At 68.3% G+C, this 22,168-nt stretch carries 13 protein-coding genes; 5 read left to right on the forward strand and 8 right to left on the reverse strand.

Features of this window, described 5'->3' with window-relative positions; translation table 11 throughout:
- The first annotated feature begins 25 nt into the window (after positions 1-25).
- Together ACXPWS_RS17785 and ACXPWS_RS17790 are read left to right on the forward strand one after the other, a co-directional pair.
- The gene (locus tag ACXPWS_RS17785) at positions 26-238 is read left to right on the forward strand and encodes an RNA-binding S4 domain-containing protein (RefSeq protein WP_458707927.1); all 213 of its coding nucleotides are present in this window, start codon (positions 26-28) and stop codon (positions 236-238) included.
- 329 nt (positions 239-567) lie between these two features.
- Positions 568-1,458 (forward strand): FkbM family methyltransferase, encoded by an 891-nt coding sequence (locus ACXPWS_RS17790; RefSeq protein ID WP_458707928.1) that lies wholly within the window; start codon positions 568-570, stop codon positions 1,456-1,458.
- A gap of 10 nt (positions 1,459-1,468) precedes the next feature.
- Here ACXPWS_RS17790 and ileS read toward each other — a convergent pair whose 3' ends face one another.
- Together ileS and ACXPWS_RS17800 are read right to left on the reverse strand one after the other, a co-directional pair.
- Positions 1,469-4,612 carry an isoleucine--tRNA ligase gene (gene ileS, locus ACXPWS_RS17795; protein WP_458707929.1) on the reverse strand — a complete coding sequence of 1,048 codons (3,144 nt, stop codon included), beginning with the start codon at positions 4,610-4,612 and terminating at the stop codon, positions 1,469-1,471.
- A 223-nt stretch (positions 4,613-4,835) separates the two neighbouring features.
- Positions 4,836-5,501 (reverse strand): hypothetical protein, encoded by a 666-nt coding sequence (locus ACXPWS_RS17800; protein ID WP_458707930.1) that lies wholly within the window; start codon positions 5,499-5,501, stop codon positions 4,836-4,838.
- A 134-nt stretch (positions 5,502-5,635) separates the two neighbouring features.
- Here ACXPWS_RS17800 and ACXPWS_RS17805 point away from each other — a divergent pair, with 134 nt between their 5' ends.
- From ACXPWS_RS17805 to ACXPWS_RS17815, 3 genes are read left to right on the forward strand one after another with little or no spacing between them, the layout of a single operon-like run.
- The gene (locus ACXPWS_RS17805; RefSeq protein ID WP_458707931.1) at positions 5,636-6,013 is read left to right on the forward strand and encodes an XRE family transcriptional regulator; all 378 of its coding nucleotides are present in this window, start codon (positions 5,636-5,638) and stop codon (positions 6,011-6,013) included.
- 45 nt (positions 6,014-6,058) lie between these two features.
- Entirely contained in the window at positions 6,059-6,793 is a 735-nt protein-coding gene (locus tag ACXPWS_RS17810) for a hypothetical protein (protein ID WP_458707932.1), read from the forward strand.
- Between the two features lie 52 nt (positions 6,794-6,845).
- On the forward strand, positions 6,846-8,093 hold the full coding sequence (locus ACXPWS_RS17815) for a glycosyltransferase (protein WP_458707933.1): 1,248 nt from the start codon (positions 6,846-6,848) through the stop codon (positions 8,091-8,093).
- Here ACXPWS_RS17815 and ACXPWS_RS17820 read toward each other — a convergent pair.
- The 6 genes from ACXPWS_RS17820 to pks2 form a co-directional block, all read right to left on the reverse strand.
- Complete coding sequence (locus tag ACXPWS_RS17820) at positions 8,090-9,424, reverse strand: hypothetical protein (RefSeq protein ID WP_458707934.1); 1,335 nt, start codon at positions 9,422-9,424, stop codon at positions 8,090-8,092. The two genes, ACXPWS_RS17815 and ACXPWS_RS17820, sit on opposite strands and share 4 nt — an antisense overlap.
- An 11-nt stretch (positions 9,425-9,435) precedes the next feature.
- Positions 9,436-11,193 (reverse strand): AMP-binding protein, encoded by a 1,758-nt coding sequence (locus tag ACXPWS_RS17825; protein ID WP_458707935.1) that lies wholly within the window; start codon positions 11,191-11,193, stop codon positions 9,436-9,438.
- A gap of 35 nt (positions 11,194-11,228) precedes the next feature.
- Positions 11,229-12,554, reverse strand: coding sequence for a hypothetical protein (locus ACXPWS_RS17830; protein WP_458707936.1), 1,326 nt, complete (start codon positions 12,552-12,554; stop codon positions 11,229-11,231).
- 11 nt (positions 12,555-12,565) lie between these two features.
- A complete protein-coding gene (locus tag ACXPWS_RS17835) occupies positions 12,566-13,921 on the reverse strand; it encodes a wax ester/triacylglycerol synthase domain-containing protein (protein WP_458707937.1) in 1,356 nt (451 codons plus the stop codon).
- Positions 13,922-13,952: 31 nt separating this feature from the next.
- Positions 13,953-15,404 (reverse strand): condensation domain-containing protein, encoded by a 1,452-nt coding sequence (locus ACXPWS_RS17840; protein WP_458707938.1) that lies wholly within the window; start codon positions 15,402-15,404, stop codon positions 13,953-13,955.
- A gap of 62 nt (positions 15,405-15,466) precedes the next feature.
- Positions 15,467-21,709, reverse strand: a complete 6,243-nt coding sequence (gene pks2, locus ACXPWS_RS17845) for a sulfolipid-1 biosynthesis phthioceranic/hydroxyphthioceranic acid synthase (protein ID WP_458713582.1) — start codon at positions 21,707-21,709, stop codon at positions 15,467-15,469.
- Between the last annotated feature and the right edge of the window lie 459 nt (positions 21,710-22,168).

The raw sequence follows: 22,168 nt of genomic DNA on the forward strand, positions 1-22,168 counted from the left end.
TCCGACGTGGCTACGCTGACTGCCCATGAACGACGTGCCCATCCGCGATGAGACGATCCGCCTCGGGCAGTTCCTCAAACTCGCCGGGCTGATCGACTCCGGCGCCGATGCCAAATCCGTCATCGCCGACGGACTGGTCAGTGTCAACGACGAGGTCGACACGCGGCGCGGCCGGCAGCTGCGGCCCGGCGACGTGGTGAGTTTCGCCGGACACAGCGCCCGGGTTGCCCAACCCTGAACAGCCTCTGACAGCAACGGGCCGGCCCGCGTACCGGCCGGGATCGAAGTAGGCCCGGACGCGGCTCACCAACCTTTGCCGACAACCGCGGCGGCCGGCGCCGAACCCGATGCCGGACAGCAGCGACGGCGCACCTCCTTTGCCGAAACCGACGGGCGACGCCGACCCTCGACCGCCGAGCCGGGTGGACCCGCGAGCAAACTGCAGAATCAGCAAAACCGGGGACACGGTTGCGCGGGAACATAGCCCGGCGATATCCAATAGTGCTGCCGCCGAAAGATTCTCGACCCGCACACAGATGCGACACAGCCTGTGGTTAGCTTCCGCACATGGGGAAGTTCGACGCACAGCAACAGCACCGCAGGATCGTGGAACGGCTCAGGGGGTGGCGTGTTCCGGGCCTGATCGGCGGCGGCCTGCTCGACTTGTACACCGCAGCCCTGCGCCGGTGGGCACCCGAACAGGACGGTGTGACGTACTTCGGGGCCACCATGCGCTGCAACCCGGTGGACACCATCCAGCGGATGGTCTTGCTGTTCTCGGTGTGGGAGCCGGGCATCTCGGCGGTGATCGAGGACAGCCTGCAACCCGGTGACGTGTTCGTCGACATCGGCGCGAACGTCGGGTACGACACCCTGCTGGCCGCCAGCCGCGGCGCGGACGTCGTGTCGGTGGAGGCCTCCGCGCGCATCTACGACCGGCTGACACAGAACGTCGAGCGCAATCCCGGCCTGGACGCCAAGATCCGGACGGTGAACGTCGCGGTGTCCGACCGGCCCGGCCGGCTGGACCTCTATGAGTTCGGTCCGTCCAATTCCGGCGCCACCACCACGATCGCAGCACGGCACGGCACCAAGTGCGGCACCGTCGCCGCGGCCCGCCTCGGGGAGATCCTCACCGCGCCCGAGCGGGGCGGCGTCCGGCTGATCAAGATGGACGTCGAGGGCGCCGAACCGGCGATCCTCGGCGACATCCTCGACCACCTCGACGACTACCCCGCCCGGATGGACATCATCATCGAGGCCAACCCAGAAGACGACCGCGAACGGTTCAGCGCGTTGTTCGGCCGGCTGCAGCACGCCGGATTCACCGCCTGGGAGATCCAGAACCGCTACAGCAACGGGTGGTATCTGCGGTGGCGGGCCACCCCGCCCCGCCGCCTCGACGTGGCGCCGGACACCAGGTGCGATCTGTTGCTGACCCGCCGCTGCGCGCTCTGAGTCGTCGCGCTCAGGCTTTCACCAGCGCCACCCGCACACCGTCACCGATCTCGGTGCCGTCTTGCGGTTCACCGAATTCGAAACTGGTGGCCAGGATCTCCCCCGCGATCAGGTCGCGGTGAGCGCCGGCCCAGCCTGCGTACTGCTGCGGCACCGCCATCACCACCGACACCCGGTCGGACACCTCAAGACCGCTGGACTTGCGCAGCTCCTGCAGCTCACGGATCCGATCCTTGGCCCAACCTTCGGCCTCCAGCTCCGGGGTGACGGCGCCGTCCAGCACCACCAGTCCCGCGCCGTCCGGCAGCGCCGCGGTCCATTCCGGATCCGCGGCAACCAGTTTGGCCGTGTACTCGGTCGGCAACAGGGTGGCCGGCCCGGCGCTCAGCGTGCCGTCGGGATTGACCACACCCGACCCCGCCTTGACGGCCTTGATCGCGGCCTGCACATCCTTGCCGATCCGCGGGCCCGCCACCCGCGCATTCACCGCCAGCTCGAACCGGCCGTAGGTGTCGATGGCGTCGGTGAGCTGCACCGCCTTGACATTGAGCTCGTCGGCGATCAAATCGGCGAACGGCGCCAACGCCGACGGATTCTCCACCGCCACAGTCAGTTTCGGCAAGGGTAGGCGCACCCGCAGCTTCTTGGCCTTACGCAGTGAGGACCCCGTCGAGCACACTTCGCGCACCTGGTCCATCGCCGCGACCAGCTCCGGATCGGCGGGCAGGATGCCGGCTTCGGGCCAGTCGGTCAGGTGCACCGACCGTTCACCGGTCAGCCCGCGCCAGATCACCTCCGAAACCAGTGGCAGCAGCGGCGCGGCGAGCCGGCCCATCACCTCCAGCACCGTGTGCAAGGTGTCGATGGCATCGGCGTCCTCGTTCCAGAACCGCGAACGCGACCGTCGCACATACCAGTTCGTCAGCGCCTCGGTGAACTGCCGCAGCTGCTCGCAGGCCCCGGATATATCGCAGACATCCAGGGCCGCCGTCAGGTCATCGCGCAGCGCGGCCAACTTGGCCAGGATGTACCGGTCCAGCACATGGGTGGAGTCGGTTCGCCAGGTGCCGCGCGCCGGTGCGTACAGCGTGAGGAACGAGTAGGCGTTCCAGAACGGCAGCTGCACCTGGCGCACGCCCTCGCGGATACCCTGCTCAGTGACGATCAGGTTGCCGCCGCGCAGGATCGGCGAGGCCATCAGGAACCAGCGCATCGCGTCGGACCCGTCGCGGTCGAACACCTCGGACACGTCCGGGTAGTTGCGCAGCGATTTGCTCATCTTCGCGCCGTCGTTGCCCAGCACGATCCCGTGCGCCACACAGGTTTTGAAGGCCGGCTTGTCGAACAGTGCGGTGGCCAGCACGTGCATGGTGTAGAACCAGCCGCGGGTCTGGCCGATGTACTCGACGATGAAGTCGCCGGGGAAATGTGCGTCCTCGCCTCCCCCGGCTCCGCCCTCGAACCAGTCCTTGTTCTCGAACGGGTAATGCACCTGGGCATACGGCATCGATCCGGAGTCGAACCACACGTCGAAGACGTCCTCGATCCGGCGCATGGTGGACCTGCCGGTCGGGTCATCGGGGTTGGGCCGGGTCAGCTCATCGATGTAGGGCCGGTGCAGGTTGTCCGGGCGCACCCCGAAATCGCGTTCCAGTTCATCGAGGCTGCCGTACACGTCGATCCGGGGATAGGCCGGGTCGTCGGACTTCCACACCGGGATCGGGCTGCCCCAGTACCGGTTTCGCGACACCGACCAGTCCCGGGCGTTCGACAGCCACTTGCCGAACTGGCCGTCCTTGACGTGCTCGGGATACCAGGTGATCTGCTGGTTGAGCTCCACCATCCGGTCCCGGAATTCGGTGACCTTGATGAACCAGGACGACACCGCCCGGTAGATCAGCGGGTTGCGGCAGCGCCAACAGTGCGGATAGGAGTGGTCATAGGTCTCCTGCCGCAGCAACACCGCGCCGTTGGCGGCCGCGGCCCCGGTGCCGTTCTTGAGGTCCCGGATGATCTGCGCGTTGGCGTCGAACACGTGCTGGCCGGTGTAGTCGGGCACCGTCGCGTCGAACCGGCCCTTGGAGTCCACCGGCGTGACGGCGACGATGCCGGCGATGTCGGCGGTGGCCTTGTCATCCTCGCCGTAGGCCGGGGCCAGATGCACGATGCCGGTGCCGTCCTCGGTGCTGACGAACTCTGCGCCCAGCACCTGGAAGGAGTTCCCGGCCTGCTCGGAGTCGGCGAAATACGGGAAGGGCGGCGCGTACCGCGTGCCCAGCAGCTGCTCACCGGTGAAGCCGGCGACCACGACGGGCTCCTCCCCGAGTTCGCGCGCGTAGCCGCCGAGGCGGGCCTCGGCCAGCACGTAGCGATGTCCGTCGGGCCCCTCCACCACGACGTAGGCCACGTCGGGGTTGACCGCGACGGCCTGATTGGACGGCAGGGTCCACGGCGTCGTGGTCCAGATCAGCAGGTGCGCACCCGCGACCGGACCGTCCAGCGCCTTGAACCCGACCGTGAGCGCCGGGTCCTGCCGGCTCTGATAGACGTCGTCATCCATCCGCAGCTCGTGGTTGGACAGCGGCGTCTCGTCGTTCCAGCAGTACGGCAGCACCCGGTTGCCCTCATAGGCCAGGCCCTTGTCCCACAGCTGTTTGAATGCCCACAGGACCGACTCCATGAAGCCGAGATCCAGTGTCTTGTAATCATTGTCGAAGTCCACCCAGCGGGCCTGGCGGGTGACGTAGGCGCGCCACTCGCCGGTGTACTTGAGTACCGAGGCCCGGCACGCGTCGTTGAACGCGCCGATACCCATCGCCTCGATCTGCGCCTTGTCGGCGATCCCGAGCTGACGCTGCACCTCGAGCTCGGCGGGCAGGCCATGGGTGTCCCAGCCGAATCGGCGGTCCACCTTGTCACCGCGCATGGTGCGGTACCGCGGAACGATGTCCTTGACGTAGCCGGTCAGCAGGTGGCCGTAGTGCGGCAGGCCGTTGGCGAACGGCGGGCCGTCGTAGAAGACGTATTCGGGTGCCCCGTCGCGGCGCGCGATGCTCGCGCGGAAGGTGTCGTCGGCCTCCCAGTAGGCCAGGACCTCGGTTTCCAGCGCCGGGAAGTTGGGCGAACCGCCCGCGGGCTTCGGATAGCTGGCCACTGCCGTGTCGTCTCCTGTGTGCCAAGGATCAGGCACGGGGACGAACGTTCGCGCCGGTGCGCGAGCTTCCGCGGTACCACCCCGCTTGCGCACCCGGAAAAGCGCGCCACTCAACTGCGGGCGATGACGGGCCCACCCGTTCGGTTCTACTGGGCGCTACTGGCTTTTCTTCCGAAGGCTCCCCGGTGATGGCCGGATCGGTGCCGTTGGGCCAAGTCTAACGTCAGGCGGCCTCGACAGCGGCGGGGACCGCCTCCGAGGTGATCTCGATGAGCGCCAGCGGGAACTGCTCGGTGAGTTCCTCGATCGTGTACTGCTCGAACCGGCGGGTGTCGTACCACCAGTCCAGCGCCAGTACGCCGGCGTTGTGGTGGGCACGCAACTCCAGCGCATGGCCCTGTCCGGGGATGATCTCGATCGCCGGGCTGGACTCGGCGTAGCTGAAGGTCACCTCGGCCGCACACGGCCCCGCCGGATCGGCGATCGACGCGTGCACGCCGGCGAGCATCCCGGTGGCGTCGACCTGATCGGGTCCGACACAGTTCAGCGCCACACCGTGTAGTACAGCGCCCGCGTCGGAGACGACATCGACGGCGACCACGCCGGACCCGATGGTGCGGTGCACGGCCCGGCCCAGCGCCGCCAGCAGGATCTCCTGGGCGGGTACGCCGAGGTGGCGGCTTGCGCCGTCGAGCTCCTCGCTGAGCGTGGCCGACAACGGCGCCGACAGCCGGCCGAGGTCATCGGGCAGCGGAGCGCCCTCGACGTCGTAATCGGTCAGCGTCAGAGTGGACACCGGGTCGGTGGCAACCACTTCGAGCGCGAACTCGATGTGCGCGGGTGGAAATTCGCCGGTCTCGACCCGGTCCGTGAACAGTGGAGCAGCCATGAGGATGAGGGTACCGCCTGTGTCCCAACTTTGGGACATCACTCCCGAAACTGTGACGGCAGTGTCAATTAAGGAATTTATGTCCAAATTTTGGTTGCTGGTGCCCAGTGCCGGGATCGCGTTATTGTGTGTGGGTGCCTCGTACCGATGAGAACGGTCGCCAACTCAAAGCGCTGCTCGATTACCTGCTCGACGGCGACGTCGAAGCCAAGGACATCTACGACGCGCTCGGAATCTCCAGCAGCACGTACTACCGCCGCATCAAGGAGACCAGCTACCCGGACGCCGAAGAACTGCGCCGCGTCGCCGACCGCTTCACCTTGAGTTACCCCGACCTGCAGGTGCGGTTCGGGCTGATGAGCCGCCAGGAGGTGTGGAACTACATCGAATCCACACCGTTCACCGTGACCGCGGTGACGGAAGGGGTGCGCGAGGACACCCTCACCCGCCAGCAGACGCGCCCGCCCCGACTCTCCGAATTGAAGCCACGAAGCGACGCTCCGCCGCTGTAAGCAGTAGTATTTGCTGACGACAATTCAGCCCGAAGGCGACATCAGATGGAACTGACCATTCTCATAGCGATCACCATGGTGTGTATCGCGTGGAGCTTGTGGATCCGTCGTGTGACATGGTCGTGCCGGTGGGAGGTTGCCGCCACCCTCAACATCGCGCTGCAGGGCCTGGCGGTACTGCTGATGTCGCCGTTCGCCTCCGAGACCATCGGCAAAGCGCTGCACGCGATGACCGGGATGTGGAACCTCGAGGACTACATCGGCCACGACTGCTACATCGTCGCGGCGTCGGCCATCGTCTACAACGCCGTCGGCCGGTTGCAGGACGACCACGCCATGCAGCGCGCCTTCAAGCAGTACATCGAACGGCCGGCCACGCTGTGCATCCCGCTGCTGCTCGCCGCCTTCTCGCTGGGCAACGGGGCCACCGTCTACCGGGCGGACTTCTTCGAGGTACCCACCGATTTCTGGCTCAGCTTCTACTGGTTGGTGCTCTGCGGCATGCTCATCTACCTGCTGGGCTACGGCTCGCGGGCGCTGTTGGTGCTGCGCAAGGACCCGAAGTCGCGCACCATCGCCAACGTCTACATCGCGGCCTCCGCCAGCGGCATCCTGGCCTGCACCATCCGCATCCTGTCCGCGTACGTCACGCCGCTGCAGATCTGGGACGGCGGCACCCTGGTGTGGATCTTCGCCTGCGGGTGCGCGGCAGGTTTCGCGCTCGCCTCCGCGCATTCCTGGCGCATCAAGACGAAATGGTTCTCCAAAGCCAGTTACTGACGGACCGGTCGGCCGACCGGTCGTCTCGCGCCACCGAATAGACTTTCTGCTCATGAGAATCGTTGTGGCCGTCCACGGCACGCGCGGTGATGTCGAACCCTGCGCCGCCGTCGCCCGCGAACTGCGCAACCGCGGCCACCAGGTCAAGATGGCCGTCCCACCCAACCTGATCGGATTCGTGGAATCGGTCGGCCTCGGCCCGGCCGTCAGCTACGGCGTCGACTCGCAGAAGCAGGTGGAAAGCGAGGCCTTCCAGAACTACTGGAAGGTGAAGAATCCGGTCGCCGCCATCCGCGATGGCATCGCCTACTACACCGACGGCTGGGCCGATATGAATGCCACGCTGACCACGCTGGCCGCGGACGCCGACATCATCCTGACCGGCACCACCTACCAGGAAGTCGCCGCCAACGTCGCCGAACGCTACGGCATCCCGATGGCCGCGCTGCACTATTTCCCGGCCCGGCCCAACAGCCACCTGCTCCCGGTGCCGTTGCCGACATGGGCCATCAAACCGGGCTTCGCGGTGGGCGAATGGGCGCTGTGGCGACTCGGTAAGTCGGCCGAGGATGCGCAACGGCGGACCTTGGGCCTGCCGGCCACCAACGTCCGGTCGGCGCGGCGCATCGTCGACGCCGGGGCACTGGAGATCCAGGCGTATGACCCCACCTTCTTCCCCGGCCTGGCGCAGGAGTGGGGCGGCAGCCGGCCCCTGGTCGGGGCCATCACGCTGCAGTTGGAGACGGCGATCGACGAGGAAGTGACCTCGTGGATCAACGCGGGCAGCCCGCCGATCTACTTCGGCTTCGGCAGTATGCCGGTGCAGTCCCCCGCCGACGCCGTCGCGATGATCACCGCGGTGTGCGCCGAGCTGGGTGAACGCGCACTGATCAGCGCGGGCGTCTGGGAACTCGACGACATCCCGCTGGCCGACCACGTCAAGCTGGTCGGCGCGGTGAACCACTCGGCGGTGTTCCCGGCCTGCCGGGCCGTGGTGCACCACGGCGGCGCCGGCACCACCGCGGCCGGCGCCCGGGCGGGCGTGCCCACCCTGGTGCTGTGGGTCTCCGCCGATCAGCCGGTCTGGGCCAGGGCCGTCCGCAAGCTCAAAATCGGTACCTCGCAACGGTTCACGTCGCTGAACAAGAAGTCGCTGACCAACGCGCTGCGCACCGTGCTGGACCCCGCCGTCGCGGACCGGGCCCGTGATTTCGCCGCCGGACTGGCCAGCCCGGCCCAGAGTGTGGCCTCGGCCGCCGACCTGATCGAGCACGCCTCACGCGCCGTCCGGGCCGGTTAGAACGTCGCAGGTATCCCGAAATCGTCCAGCGCGCCGGCCAGCGCGGCCCGCATGGCCGGGTGCGAGTTGTCGCCGCCGGCCGTCCAGCCACCCGCCGCAACGAAGACGCGCCCGTTCAGCCGGCCCGACACCAGCCCCAGGTAGCCGTTCATCTGATCGAGTTCGCGTGCGGTGATCCGCGGCTCCAGCAGGCGCAGCGAGACACGATCGGCGTCGGTGCCGTCCGGCCGGTTCACCGCGGGATCCAGCTCCCCCATGTTCGAGCAGCCGATCGGGCTGTTCACCGACACCACCATGGCTTCCAGGCGGCGCACCAGCGCCTTGGGGATCAGCGGGGTCAGCGGCAGCGGCGCCATCAGCCGGGCCGACATCTCCGCCGACTCCGACAGGGCCTGCTTCATCGCCACCCGCACCCCGGCCAGGTCGCGGGTCACCTCCGCGGGATCGGCCGTCATGTTGGTGGCGATCAGCGCGTTGGCGCGGGTGTCGCCGGGGGCCCGCTCGCTGACCGGCCAGGACAACTTGACCGACCCGTCGGCCGATACCCGGCCCAGCCGTGCACCCAGCCGCGACGCCAACCCGGCGAACAGTGAATTGCTAGTTCCCCCTAGGGAACTGGCGATTCGATCCCAATCCGACACATCGATGAATGCGGATACGTTGGGTGCCACCACCGTCCGGTCGTCACCGGTGGGCGCCACCCGCGACATCGTCTGGAACGAGGTCGCCAGATCCGCGCGCTCACTGCGGGCCACCGCAACGGTGGCCGCGACCGCCCGGCCCATCGACGGCACCGCGCGCAGCACCGCGCGGGCGTCCGCGCGCACCGCCGCGGCGCGCGGCCGCGATCCCGGCTCCGGGTAGCCCAGCCGCCGGTCCACACCGTTGACCGCGTCGGTGACGGCGATGGTGAAACCCTGCCCGTCGGCCACCGAATGGGACGCGGTCAGGCTGACGGCGGCGCCGCCGTCGGTGAGTGGTTGCACGCCCAGGCGCCACGACGGACCGTCACGCGGGTCGATCGGCAGCGCGACATGCTCGTCCATGAAGTCCCAGAGCTGCGCGCTGGACCGCTCGGCCGAGGCCAGGTCGATACCGGCCGGACCCGGCGAGGCCACCCAGCGGTGCCTGCCGCCGGGTAGCGGCGAGCATTCGATCCGCCGGCCGAGCAGTCCGTTGCCCAGGTTGCGGTGGAACCGGCGCAGTCCGTCCATGTCCACCGGATGGCGGTAGATCCAGATGTACTGCATGATCGGGCCGCGACCCAGGGCCTGCAGACCATGAAACGACGCCTGGTCGATATAGGCCAGGGTGTTGTCGATGTCGGACACGCCGCGCCGGTCTAGGCGGACTGCACTTTGTCGTCGAGCCGGGTGAATTGCCGGTTGCGGTACTGCTCGGCGCACGACGACCGCCGCACCTTACCGCTGGTGGTCAGCGGGATGGAACCACCGGCGACCAGCACCAGGTCGGCGGCGCTGATCCCGTGCGTCTCCGAAACCGCCGTCGCCACATCGCGTTTGATCGTCTCGAGCTTCTCGCCGGTGAACTCGCCGTTGCGGTTCTTGATCTCGATGAACGCCACCAACTGCTCGGCGCGCTCCTCCTCCACCGAGAACGCGGCCACCCGGCCGCCGGTGATCTCGGTGATGGTGGACTCGATATCGTCCGGGTAGTGGTTGCGCCCGCGCACGATCAGCAGATCCTTGATCCGGCCGATGATGAACAGATCGCCCTCGGAGATGACGCCCAGATCACCGGTGCGCAGCCACGGGCCTTCCGGCGTGCCTTCGCTGGGTTCCACCAGAGTCGCCCGGAACACCCGCTCGGTCTGTTCGGGCTTACGCCAGTAGCCCAAGCAGTTGTTCTCGCCTTTCGACCAGATCTCGCCGATCACCCCGGCCGGGCATTCCACCCGGGTCTCGGGGTCCACGATGCGCACCAGGGGCGAGGTCTGCACGCCGTAACTGACCAGCGCGGTGCCGTCTTCCAGCGCACAGCGCTCGGCATGCCCGGCGGCGAGCTTGTCCGCGTCGAAGGCCACGACCGTCGGCGGTCCGCCCGCGGCGCGGGTGGTGATCCAGAGCGTGGCCTCGGCCAGCCCGTAGCCCGGCTTGAACACCTCCGGTGCGAAGTTGAACTTGGCGAAGCGCTGCGCGAACCGGCGCAGGGTGGTTTCGTGCACCCGCTCGGCGCCGCTGACCATGGCGATCACATTGCCCAGATCCAGCCCGGCCATGTCCTCGTCGGTGGTCTTGGCGGCCGACAGCTCGAAGGCGAAGTTGGGTCCGGCGGTGAGCACGTTCGGGTAACTGGCCATCAGCTGGACCCAGCGCGACGGCCGGTTCACGAACGACGCCGGGGTGGTGAACACCGTGTGCCAGCCACCCAGGATCGGGTACACGATGCCGATCACCAGACCCATGTCGTGGTAGAACGGCAGCCACAACACGACGGTGGTGCCCGCGGGCGCCATGTTCCCGAATCCGTCGAACACGTCGTGTACGAACTGCTCGAAATTGGCCGACAGATTGGCACCGGCGACCATCACCCCGGCCGGCGTGCGCGTCGATCCGGAGGTGTACTGCAGGTACGCCGTCTCCGCGAACTCCTCGCGCGATTTCAGGTTCTTGCGGCGCTCGTCCAGGTCGAGTCGGTCGATCTCGACGATCACCGGGGCCGGCCGATCACCTTGTGCCACTGCGTATCCCGAGAGTGATTCGGTGACCGTGGAGGTGGTCAGCAGGATGGCAGGCGCGGAATCCTCGATGACGGCGGCGATCCGCTCGTCGTGGCGTCCGCCCTTGCCCGCCTGCGGCACCGACAGCGGGACACCGATGATGCCGGCCTGCAGGGTGGCCAGGAACGCGATCACGTACTCCAGGCCCTGCGGGGCCACGATAACGGCGCGGTCACCGATCTCGGCGATCTGGCGCAGCTCCCAGGCCAGGCTGTGCACCCGGCGGTACAGCTGCGCCCAGGACAGGGTGGTCGCCACGCCCGCGGGGTCCACGTCATAGTCCATGAAGGTGTACGCCGGGTCGTCCGGCTGCAGGCTGGCGCGCTCGCGCAGCACACCGACAAGGGAACTCTGTGTCATGGGCATCAACCTTTATCAGTCATCACGGCGTACTGCTACCTGATCTCGGCGGTGAGTTCGAATTCGGCCAGCGTCTCGGCGACCAGTTCCCGCAAACGCGCCTTTGAGTTTTCGGCGCCGGGCTCATAGGCCTCGACGCCGATGTTGATTTTGCCACTTACCAGCACAGAAACCACAACCAACTGGCCTCCGGCGAGCTCGAGGAAGCTGCGGGTGAGTCCCTGATCGACGCCGCGGAACACGGTGAAGTCCGCCGGAGTGCCATCCACCGAGGCCAGCGCCTCGGGCATGGCGCCGACATTCGAGCACGTCACCGGCAGCTCATTGGCGCCGACGATGCTGTCGGCCAGCAGCCTGACCGCCTTGCGGGGCAGCAACGGCACCAGCGGCAGCAAATCCAGCAGCGGATTGGGCGTGTCCTTGTTGATCTTGATCGCCTCGCGGACCGCGGCACGCGCGCCGGTCAGATCCTTGGTCACCGACGTCGGGTCGACCTTCACATTGGTCAGCGACATCGCGTTGGCGCGGTAGTCCTTGTCGCCACGGTCGGCCATCGCGATCGACAGGGTCACCTGGCCGTCGGGACCGCGGCGGTTCAGCCGCTCGCCGAGCCGGACCGCGATCCCGGCCAGCAGGGCGTAGGTGTTGCCACCCAGGGCATGGGCCCGTTCCTCCCAGAGCGCGGGCTCGATCCACACCGAGGTCCAGGGCACCACGACGGGCTCATCGGGGCCCGTGAACTTCGGTTTCGCGGCCGCCTTGGCGCCGTCCTTGGCGCCCTGGCGGGCGAGCTTCACCATTTTGACCGCAGCCTTGGCGGCCGGCGGCAGCTCCCGCACGGTGTCCCGCAGATCCGCCAGGATCGCGCGCCCGGTACGACGGGAATACGGTGCGGGATAACCGATCTCGATCTTGGTGCCGATGACGGCCGCCCACACCGCGAGTGCGGCGCCCACCCCGTCACCGAGGCAGTGGGTACCCACCACGCAGACCGCCGTCGCACCGTCGTCCAGGGGCTGGACCGCGATATGCCAGCCCGGGCCTTCCTCGGCGTCGACATGGATCTGCGACCGGAAATCGATCCAATCGTTGAGCTTCTCGCGCGGGATCGGCGTGTCCGCGATCTCCAGCGGGGATGCCGGGCCGGGTGTGGACACCCACCGGTACCGGGCGAACGGCAGCGGCGAGCGCTCGATGCGCCGACCGGCCATCCCGTACCCGAAGTTGCGGTGGAAGCGCCGCACCCCCTCCATGTCGATCGGACGCTCGTAGACCCAGACGCACTGAATCGCCTGCATCCGGCCGGTGGCGTTCAACGACCGAACCATGCCCTCGTCGAAGAGGGCCAGGCGGTTGTCCATCTGTGCCTCCGTCACTCGATGTGCCCGGTCAGCCCGAAATCGGCGAGGGTGCCGGTGATCAACTCACGCAACCACGCTTTGGTGTTCCCGGCGCCGGGCTGATACGCCACCACGCCGAGCGAAAGCTTGCCGTTGACCCGCAGCGCCACCACGGTGAGCAGGCCGCCACGCTTCTCCAGCGAGTGCCGGGTGATGGTGCGGTCCACCCCGCGGAAGAACATGTACTCGGCGGCGGTTCCGTCGGCCAGCGCGACATCCGAGGGCAGGTCACCCATGTTCGAACACGACACCGGCATGTCCGCGGAGAAACCGAACAGCGCGTCGGCGACCGCGTGCACGGCGCGCTTGGGCACCCACGGCACCAGCGGCAGCAGCGCCAGCATCTCGTCGGGCACCTCGCGGGCCTTGGTGATGCCCTCCTTCAGCGCCGAGCGTGCCGGGCCCAGGTCGGCGGTGACCTTGGTCGGATCGACCACGACATCGGAGAGGATCACCGCATTGGCCCGGGTGTCGCCCCACTGACGGTCGGCCTGCGGCACGTTGAGCGTGACCAGGCCATCCTCGGCGCGGTGCCGGCCCAGCCGCTCGGAGAGCTTGGCGGCAAAACCTGCCACCAGCGAATAACTGTTGCCACCAAGTTCTTTCGCTCGCGCATCCCACTCGTCGGTGGGAATGAACGCGTGCAGCGTGGGCACCTGCACCGGGTGATCGGGACCCGTCGGCTTGGCCACCCGCGACGCACCCGAGCGGGAGATCTCATGGCGGTGGGCACGCGCGAGTTTCGCCGCGGCGACCAGGGTGCGCCCCAGCTCGGGCAACCCGCGCGCCGTCACGCGCAGATCCTCGACGATCGCCTGCCGCCTGGTACGGGCCCCCGGCGGCCCCCAGCCGTGATCCAGCCGTGCCTTGTGCACGCCCTCCAGCAGTGCGAGCACGCCCGCGCTGCCGTCGCCGATGCAGTGCGAGGCCGTCAGCGACACCGCGGTGGAGCCGTCGGTCATCGGCAGCACGCCCATATGCCAGCTCGGTCCGTGCTCGGGATCCAGCGGCATCGAGGTCCGCTCATCGATCCAGTCGCCGAGTTCGGCGCGGGGCCGCGGCTCGGCGATGTCCAGCTCGCGCTGCGGACCGTGCACCGTCACCCAACGGTGCCGGCCGAACGGCAGCGGGGACGGCTCGATACGGCGGCCCATCAGCCCGTAGCCGACCTCGTCGAAGAACTTGCGCAGGCCGTCGTAGTCGACGGGATGTTCATAGATCCAGTTGGCCTGGGCGACAGCCTCCGCGCCGGTGGCACGCAGGGCCAGGAACATCACCTGGTCGGTGAACGTGAGCACATCGTCCGAGTTGTTCGTGGCACGCGTCATCGCACCGTCAGCTCCCATGGCGAAAAGTGAATCAGGCGGTCTTGAGATCGAGATCGGCGGCCTCGGCGGCACCGAGGCTCTCCACCGGCACCAGTCCGTCGATCACCCGCAGATAGACCTCGCGCATCGATTCCACGTACCGCAGCACCGACTCACGGGCGATGGAGTTGTTCGGGAAGGCGACGGTCACCGTCGTCTCCTTCTCCCCGCGGTTGACCCACATGCCGACCTGGTAGGCCGAACGCGGATCGCTGTAGATCCGGCCGCCCAGGCTCTGGAAGTGCTCGATGACACCCGGCAGCAGCATGCCGACATCGATGAACGACAACATCGGTGTACCGGGATCGGGTGCGCGGACACCCTCGACCCCTTCGTCGAAGGCCAGTTCCAGCACCCGCTCGAACGGGACGTGCGCCAGATCCAGTCCACCGTCGAAGGACGCCTGGGCCGCCAGCGCGGTGTCGGCGAACGACGTCACGTCCACCGGGACGGCAATGGGAACCAGCCCGGTGAACCAGCCGGTGGTCATGAAGTCGGCCTGGGTCCGCCTGGTGGTGGTCGGGGTGATCACCGAATAGGTGTCCTGGCCGGTCAGCGCGGCGTGCGCCAGGGCACCGCAGGCGAAGACACCACCGCTGAACCGTGCGCCGGCGGCCGTGCAGGCCGCCTCGAACTTGTCGGTCTGCTCTTCGTCGAGCAGCTGCACGGTGATGACGTCACCGGAGTGCGGCACCGACGCGTCGCCCAGCGGCAACGAGAATCCGGGCAGGGTTCCGCCGTTGAGCTCTAGGAAGTCGATCCACCCGCGCACCTCGTCGGATTCGGTGGTCAGACCGGCGGTGTACTGGCGCTGGGCGATGCAGTACTCGGAGTAGCTGCCCGCCTCGGGCAGCTGCAACGGCGCCTCGCCGCGTACCAGCGCGTCGTACATCATGTGGATCTCGACGAACGCCAGCCCGATGAACATCGCGTCGGTGTGCACGTGGTCGACGCTGATGTAGATGGTGAAGTGATCGGCCCGCTGGATGACGCCGAAGTGGAAGCAGTCCCACTGCCACGGGTCCGGGGTGGACATCACATGGTCGCGCCACTGCGCGGCCGCCATCTCGCCGTGCTCGGTGGCCACGAACTTGATGTCGCGCGGGTTGGTGACGGTGTGCCGGACGATCTCGCCGGCGTCCGAGAATTCGAACCAGCTGTGGAACGTGTCGTGCCGGCGCAGATAGGCGTTGATCACATGGGTCATCGCCCGCACATCGCACTGACCGGGCACATCCCAGCCCGGGATGATGAGGCGCGCCATGTCGGTGCCCTCGTCCAGATGCTTGCGATAGGCAAGCAGATGCTGTTCCTGCTGATAGCTCGTCGGCACATCACTGACGGGAGCCTCGCGCACCTTCGACAGCGACGCCCGTGACGGATGCCACGAGATCACTACACCTGGTTCACCGATCCACTCTTGAATCGGCTTCATCGCAACCACTTATTGGTCTCCTACCTGGACGACGTCGAAGGACGGGGTGCGCATCGATGCGCTGTCCGCTCTCACGACGGGACCGATATGGACGAGTCGGGCGCAAGAGCGCCGACGAGGCGCTCCGTCAGCGCCCGCACGGTGCTGATATCTGCTGAACCAATACGAATACCTGTTTCCGCCTCGATGCGGGTGCGTACCTCTAGAGTCCCCAGCGAATCGAGACCATATTCGGCAAGCGGGCGGTCGGGATCCACCGTCCGGCGCAGGATCAGGCTGACCTGTTCGACAACCATCTTGCGCATCCTGGCCGGCCATTCGTCGTGCGGCAGATCGTGCAGTTCCGCCAGGAACGCGCTGCTGGTGCTCCCGATCCGCGGACCGGTGGACCGGAACGCCTCGGCAAACCGGCTGTTCTGAGCAAACGCGGTAATCCAGGACGTCCCCGTCAACGAAGCGTAGCCGCTGTAGGCCCGGTCGTGCCGAAGCAGCATGTCGAAGGCGTAGGCACCCTCTTCGGGGCTGATCGCCGCGTCTCCGCTGTCGGTGGCCAGCCCGGTGCCGGCACCGATCTCCGACCACGGGCCCCACGCGATGGCGGTGGCCGGCAGGCCCTTGTTGCGCCGCCAGTGCGTGAACGCGTCCAGCCAGCTGTTGGCCGCCGCGTAGGCGCCCTGACCGGGCGAACCGACCAGCGCCGCCGCCGAGGAGAACACGCAGAACCAGTCCAGCGACTGCTTCGCCGTGGCGGTGTGCAGGTTCCAGGCACCGTAAACCTTTGGCGCCCAGTCACGTTCGACGAGTTCGTCGGAGATGTTGACCAGCGCGGCGTCCTCGACGACGGCCGCCCCGTGCAGCACCCCGCGCAGCGGCAGGCCGGTCGCGCAGGCGGCCACCACCAGCCGATCGGCGGTCTCCGGCTCGGCGATGTCACCCAGTGACACCTCCACCTCGGTGCCGCCCCGACGGATCCGCTCGATGACGTCCTGTGCGTACTGCGACGGTGCGGACCGGCCGTTGAGCACGATCCGGCCGACGCCCGCGGTGCCCATCTTCTCGGCCAGGAACAGCCCCAGCCCGCCCAGGCCACCGGTGATGACGTAGGCGCCATCGCTGCGCAGCGCCTGCGCCTCCTCGGGCGGGACCACCGCGGTGATCTGTCCACCGTGCGGAATGTCGAGCACCAGCTTGCCGGTGTGCTCGGCGGCACCCATCACCCGGATCGCGGTGGCGCCGTCCTGCAGCGGATAGTGCGTGGTCTCCGGCAGGGGCAACACCCCGTCGGCGATCTGCTGGTAGCAGATCTCCAGCAGACGGTGCACCGTGTCGGGGTTGGTCAGCGACAGCAGCGCCAGGTCGACGGCGTAGAACGACAGGTTGCGCCGGAACGGGAACAGCCCCATCCGGGTGTCGCCGTAGATGTCGCGCTTGCCGATCTCGACGAAGCGGCCCCCGAAGGACAGCAGCTCCAGCCCGGCCCGCTGCGCCGCGCCGGTCAGCGAGTTGAGCACGATGTCCACGCCGTACCCGTCGGTGTCGCGCCGGATCCGCTCGGCGAACTCGATGCTGCGGGAGTCGTACACATGCTCGATTCCCATGCCGCGCAACAGTTCCCGACGAGCCTCGCTACCCGCGGTGGCGAAGATCTCGGCACCGGCGGCCCGCGCGATGGCGATCGCGGCCTGGCCGACACCACCGGTGCCGGAGTGGATCAGCACCTTGTCACCGGCCGAGATGCGGGCCAGGTCGTGCAGCCCGTACCAGGCGGTGGCGTGCGCGCTGGGCACCGCGGCGGCCCGGTTGGTCGGCAGCCCCGGCGGCAGCGTGACGGCCAGGTTGGCGTCGCAGGTGACAAACGTCGCCCACGTCCCGTCGGCGGACAGCCCGCCGACCCGGTCGCCCACCTTGTGGCCCACCACGCCGGGGCCCACAGCCGTCACCACGCCGGCGAAGTCGCCGCCGAGCTTGGGCTGGCGCCCCTCGAAGGAGGGGTACCGGCCGAAGGCGATCAGCACGTCGGCGAAGTTCAGGTTCGACGCGGTCACCGCGACCTCGATCTGACCCGGCCCGGGCGCGACGCGCTCGAACGCCGAGAGCTCCAGGGTCTCGATGTCCCCCGGTGTCCGGATCTGCAGCCGCAGCCCGTCGCGAGCCGGGTTGACCACCGCGGTGCGGCGTTCCTCGGGACGCAGCGGGCCGGGCACCAGCCGGGCCGAGTACCACTTGCCACTGCGCCAAGCCGACTCGTCCTCGTCGGATCCGGCCACCAGCTGCGCCGCGACGGGCGCGGCGTCGGTGTAGTCGTCGACGTCGATCTGGGTGGGCCGCAGTTGCGGGTACTCGGTGTTGATCACGCGCACCAGGCCGCGCAGGCCGGCCTCGTCCAGGTTGGCGACGTCGTCGGGCAGCACGGTCTGGGCGTTGCGGGTGACGACGTGCAGGCGCGGCGCCTGGGCGGCAACCTCGGGTAGCTCGCGGACGATGTGCACGAGGTGGCGCACGTTGTCCCCGCCGCGCACGCCGGACAGCTTGTCGGTGACGCCCCGCCGCGGCGGGGTCACCACCAGCACATCGCCGAACGCGTGGGTGGCCAGCAGTTCACGCAACCGCACCGCGTGCGCGTCGTGGTCGGAGTGCTGCGGCCACACCATGGTGGTGACGTCGACACCGTGTCCCTTGAGCGCATCGGCCAGTTTGGTGGCCAGCAGATCCGCGGCATCCGAGGTGCTGATCAGCAGCCAGCTGCCCGGGTTCGCGTAATCCACCTGCGGCAGGTCCTGCTCGTTCCATTCGATGGTGAGCAGCCGGTCGTTGAAGGTGCGCTCCAGCTGACCGGTGTCCGACACGCCGGTGCCCAGCCGCAGCCCGTTCACCGAGAGCGCGACGTTGCCGTCCTCGTCGAGCAGTTCCAGGTCGACCTCCACGCCGGAGGTGGTGACGCTGGTCAGCCGGGCGTAGCAGTACCGCACGTTGCGGGTCGACCCGTGAGCGCGCAGCGTGCGTACGCCGAGGGGCAGCAGCAACGCGCCGGAGCTGTCGCCGAAGATCGCCGGGTGCGCACCGACCGCCTGGAAGGCGGCGTCGAGCAGGGCGGGATGCACCCCGTAGGCGGCTTGCTGGGACCGGATCGATCCGGGCAGCGCGACCTCGGCCAGCACGGAGTCCTGCGGCCCGTCCTCGCCGGTGTTCACATACGCCGCCACCAGGCCCGCAAAGGCGGGGCCGTACTGGATGCCGCGCTGGCTGTACCAGGCGCGCAGCTCGGCGCCGTCCAGCCGGGTGGGGTGGGCCGCCAGCACCGCGTCGAGGTCGTAGGCCGCCGGCGCTTCGGCGTCGGTGGCGGTCCGCAGCAGCGCGGCCGCCCGCTGGGTCTGCTCACCCTGCTCGTAGGTCTCGACGAGGAAACCGGCCCGGCCGGGCGCGGCCACCGTGGAGGCCGCGGACACCACGGTGCTGTCCTCCAGCAGCAGCATCTCGTCGAAGCTGATGTCGTGCACCTCGGCGGTGTCGCCGAGCACCGTCTTGGCCGCCGCAAGAGCCATCTCGCAGAACGCCGCGCCGGGCAACGCAGCCACGCTGAGGACCTGGTGGTCCGCCAGCCACGGCTGGGTGCCGGTACCCACGTCGGCCTGCCAGGCGTGCCGTTCCGGCTCTTCCGGCAGTCGCACGTGGGCACCCAGCAGCGGGTGCACCGCAAGGGTGGCGCCGCCGGGGGGCAGCTCGTTCGGGTCACGGACCAGCATGAGCGGACGCCGGGTCCAGGTCGGCAGCGGCGCGTCCACCAGCCGGCCGGCCGGGTACAGCAGTGCGAAGTCCACCTTGGCCCCGGCATTGTGCAGGGCTGCGACCACGCCGAGCAGGCCGTGCGGCATCTCCTGCTCGCGGCGGACGCTGGCCAGCGTGGCGAAGGCGATGTCCAGCGAGCGGGCGGTCTGGTCCACCGCATGCGTCAGCAGCGGGTGCGGGGACAGTTCGTTGAAGACCCGGTAGCCATCCTCCAGGGCGGCCTGGACGGCCGCGGCGAAGCGCACGGTGTGGCGCAGGTTGTCCACCCAGTAGTCGGCATCCCAGTCGACCAGGTCGCGCGGGTCGTACTGGGTCGCCGAGTAGTAGGCGACGCTGGGTTCGCCCGGATCGAGGTCTTCGAGGGCATCGGCGAGGTCGTCCAGGATCGGGTCGACCTGCGGCGTGTGCGAGGCAACGTCGACGGCCACCTCGCGCGCCATGATCTCGCGCCGTTCCCATTCGGCCACCAGCTCACGGACCGATTCCTTGGCGCCACCCACCACGGTCGAGGTCGGCGAGGCCACCACGGCCAGCACCACGTCGTTCACGCCGCGGGCCTGGAGTTCGGAGAGCACCTGCTTGGCCGGCAGCTCGACCGAGGCCATCGCGCCGGTGCCGGCGACACGGCTCATCAGCGCCGACCGGCGGCAGATCACCTTGACCGCGTCGGCAAGGGTCAGCACGTCGGCGGCCACGGCCGCGGCGATCTCCCCCATCGAGTGACCGATCACGGCGCCGGGCTGCACTCCGTAGGACTTCAGGGTGGCGACCAGCGCCACCTGGACCGCGAAGACGGTGGGCTGCACCTTGCCGATCCCGGTGACGGTCTCCGGCGCGGACATCGCCTCGGTGACCGAGAAGCCGGACTCCGCGGCGATCAGCGGCTCCAGTTCGGCCACGGTGGCGGCGAACACGGGTTCGGCGGCCAGCAGGGCGGCACCCATCCCGGCCCACTGCGAGCCCTGGCCGGAGAACACCCACACCGGACCGCGCCCGTCGGTGGCCACGGCGGCCTGGTACGGCTCGCCCCCGTCGGCGACCTCACGCAACGCGGCGATCAGCGTCTCGGTGGAATCGGCGATCACGGTGGTGCGCACCGGGCGGTGGGACCGGCGCCTGGACAGGGTGTAGCCGAGGTCGTGCAGATCCACATCCGGGTGTGCGGCAACCCAGTCGGCCAACCGGCCCGCGGTGCGGCGCAGTTCGTCGGCCGACGTGGACGACAGCGGGAACAGCAGCGGCCCCTGGTCGGCCGCCACGGGCGCGTTTCCCGTTGCCGGGGCCTGCTCCAGGACCGCGTGCGCATTGGAGCCGGAGATCCCGTACGCCGACACCGCGGCCCGGCGCGGCCGGTCGCCCTTGTCCGGCCACGGGGTGGTCTCGGTGGGTACGAAGAATTCGGTGCCGAGGCGTTCCATCTCCTCGGGCAGCCGGGTGAAGTGCAGGTTGGGCGGGATGATGCCGTGCTGCAGCGCCAGCACGCTCTTGACCACACCCACCACGCCGGACGCCGATTGGCTGTGGCCGAAGTTGGTCTTCGACGAGCCGATCGCGATCGGCCCGGTGCCGCCGTAGACATCGGCGAGGCTCTTGAACTCGATCGGGTCGCCGACCGGCGTGCCGGTGCCGTGGGCCTCGACATATCCCACCGTGCCCGGGTCGATGGCGCCGGAGTCCAGTGCCGCGCGGTACACCGCCGTCTGGGACGCGTTCGAGGGAGTCAGGATGTTGACGGTGTGACCGTCCTGGTTGGCGGCGGACCCCCGCACGACCGCCAGGATGCGGTCGCCGTCGCGCTCGGCGTCCGACAGTCGCTTGAGCAGCAGTACGGCGCTGGCCTCGGCGAAGACGAACCCGTCCGCGTTGACGTCGAACGCGTGGCAGCGTCCGGTGCCCGACAGCATGCCCTGCGCCGAGGCCGAGGCGTACTTGCGCGGATCCAGGATGATGTGGGCGCCGCCGGCCAGCACCATGTCGCTTTCCCCGAGGTGCAGGCTGCGGGTGGCCATGTGCAGCGCCAGCAGGCCCGACGAGCATGCCGAGTCGACGGTGTACGCCGGACCGCGCAGGCCGAGATGGTACGAGATCCGCCCCGACGCCATGCTGTAGTTGTTGTGGGTGAGGCCGTACGGGCCTTCGATGGCGTGTGCGTCAGCCGCGATGAGTTGGTAGTCGTTGGTCGTCAAGCCCATGAAGACGCCGGTCTGCGAGCCGTCCAGGGTGGTGGGATCGATGCCGGCGTGCTCGACGGCCTCCCATGCCGTTTCCAGCAGGAGGCGGTGCTGCGGGTCGGCGGCGGTCGCCTCGCGGTCGCTGATGCCGAAGAATTCGGCGTCGAACCCGGCGACGTCGTCGAGGAAGGCGCCCCACTTCGACACCGAGCGACCCGGCACGCCCAACTCGGGGTCGTAATGCTCTTCGGCATCCCAGCGCTCCAGGGGAACGGTGGTGACGAAGTCGTCGCCGCGGAGCAGTGCCTGCCACATCTGCTCAGGTGAGTCGATTCCGCCCGGCAATCGAACCGCCATTCCGATGACGGCGACTGCTGTGACAGGTGTCTCAACCACGTAGTTCCAACCTCTTTCGGACGGGTATCTCAAAGACGAGCGAGCTACAGGTACGGCGTCTGGATCTCATGTGCGCCGCACCGCGCTGCCCGGATCCTTCCTCCGCCCCAGTGCCGAAAACTCGTCAGTGAGTCGGTAGCGTAGTCGTCTGCGTTGACGATGGCGTTAAAAACCGAGCAAATCCTTTAAGGACTTTACAGTTTCAAAGGCCGCGACGCGCAGGCTACACGAGCAATATCAAGATCGCCTAGCTACTTGCGGATATGCCCACAACCTGCACGGAGGCCAAGAAATTGACGTTGCAGTAAATGTGGCGTACGTCACTTAGCCTCGTGGAGCATTAGCCAAGCCACATCTCAGCTAATAAGTAGAGCTAATGTAGACGGGTTGCTGTAACCCGGATGCTACATACCGGAACGA

The sequence above is a fragment of the Mycobacterium sp. BMJ-28 genome (assembly GCF_054404835.1).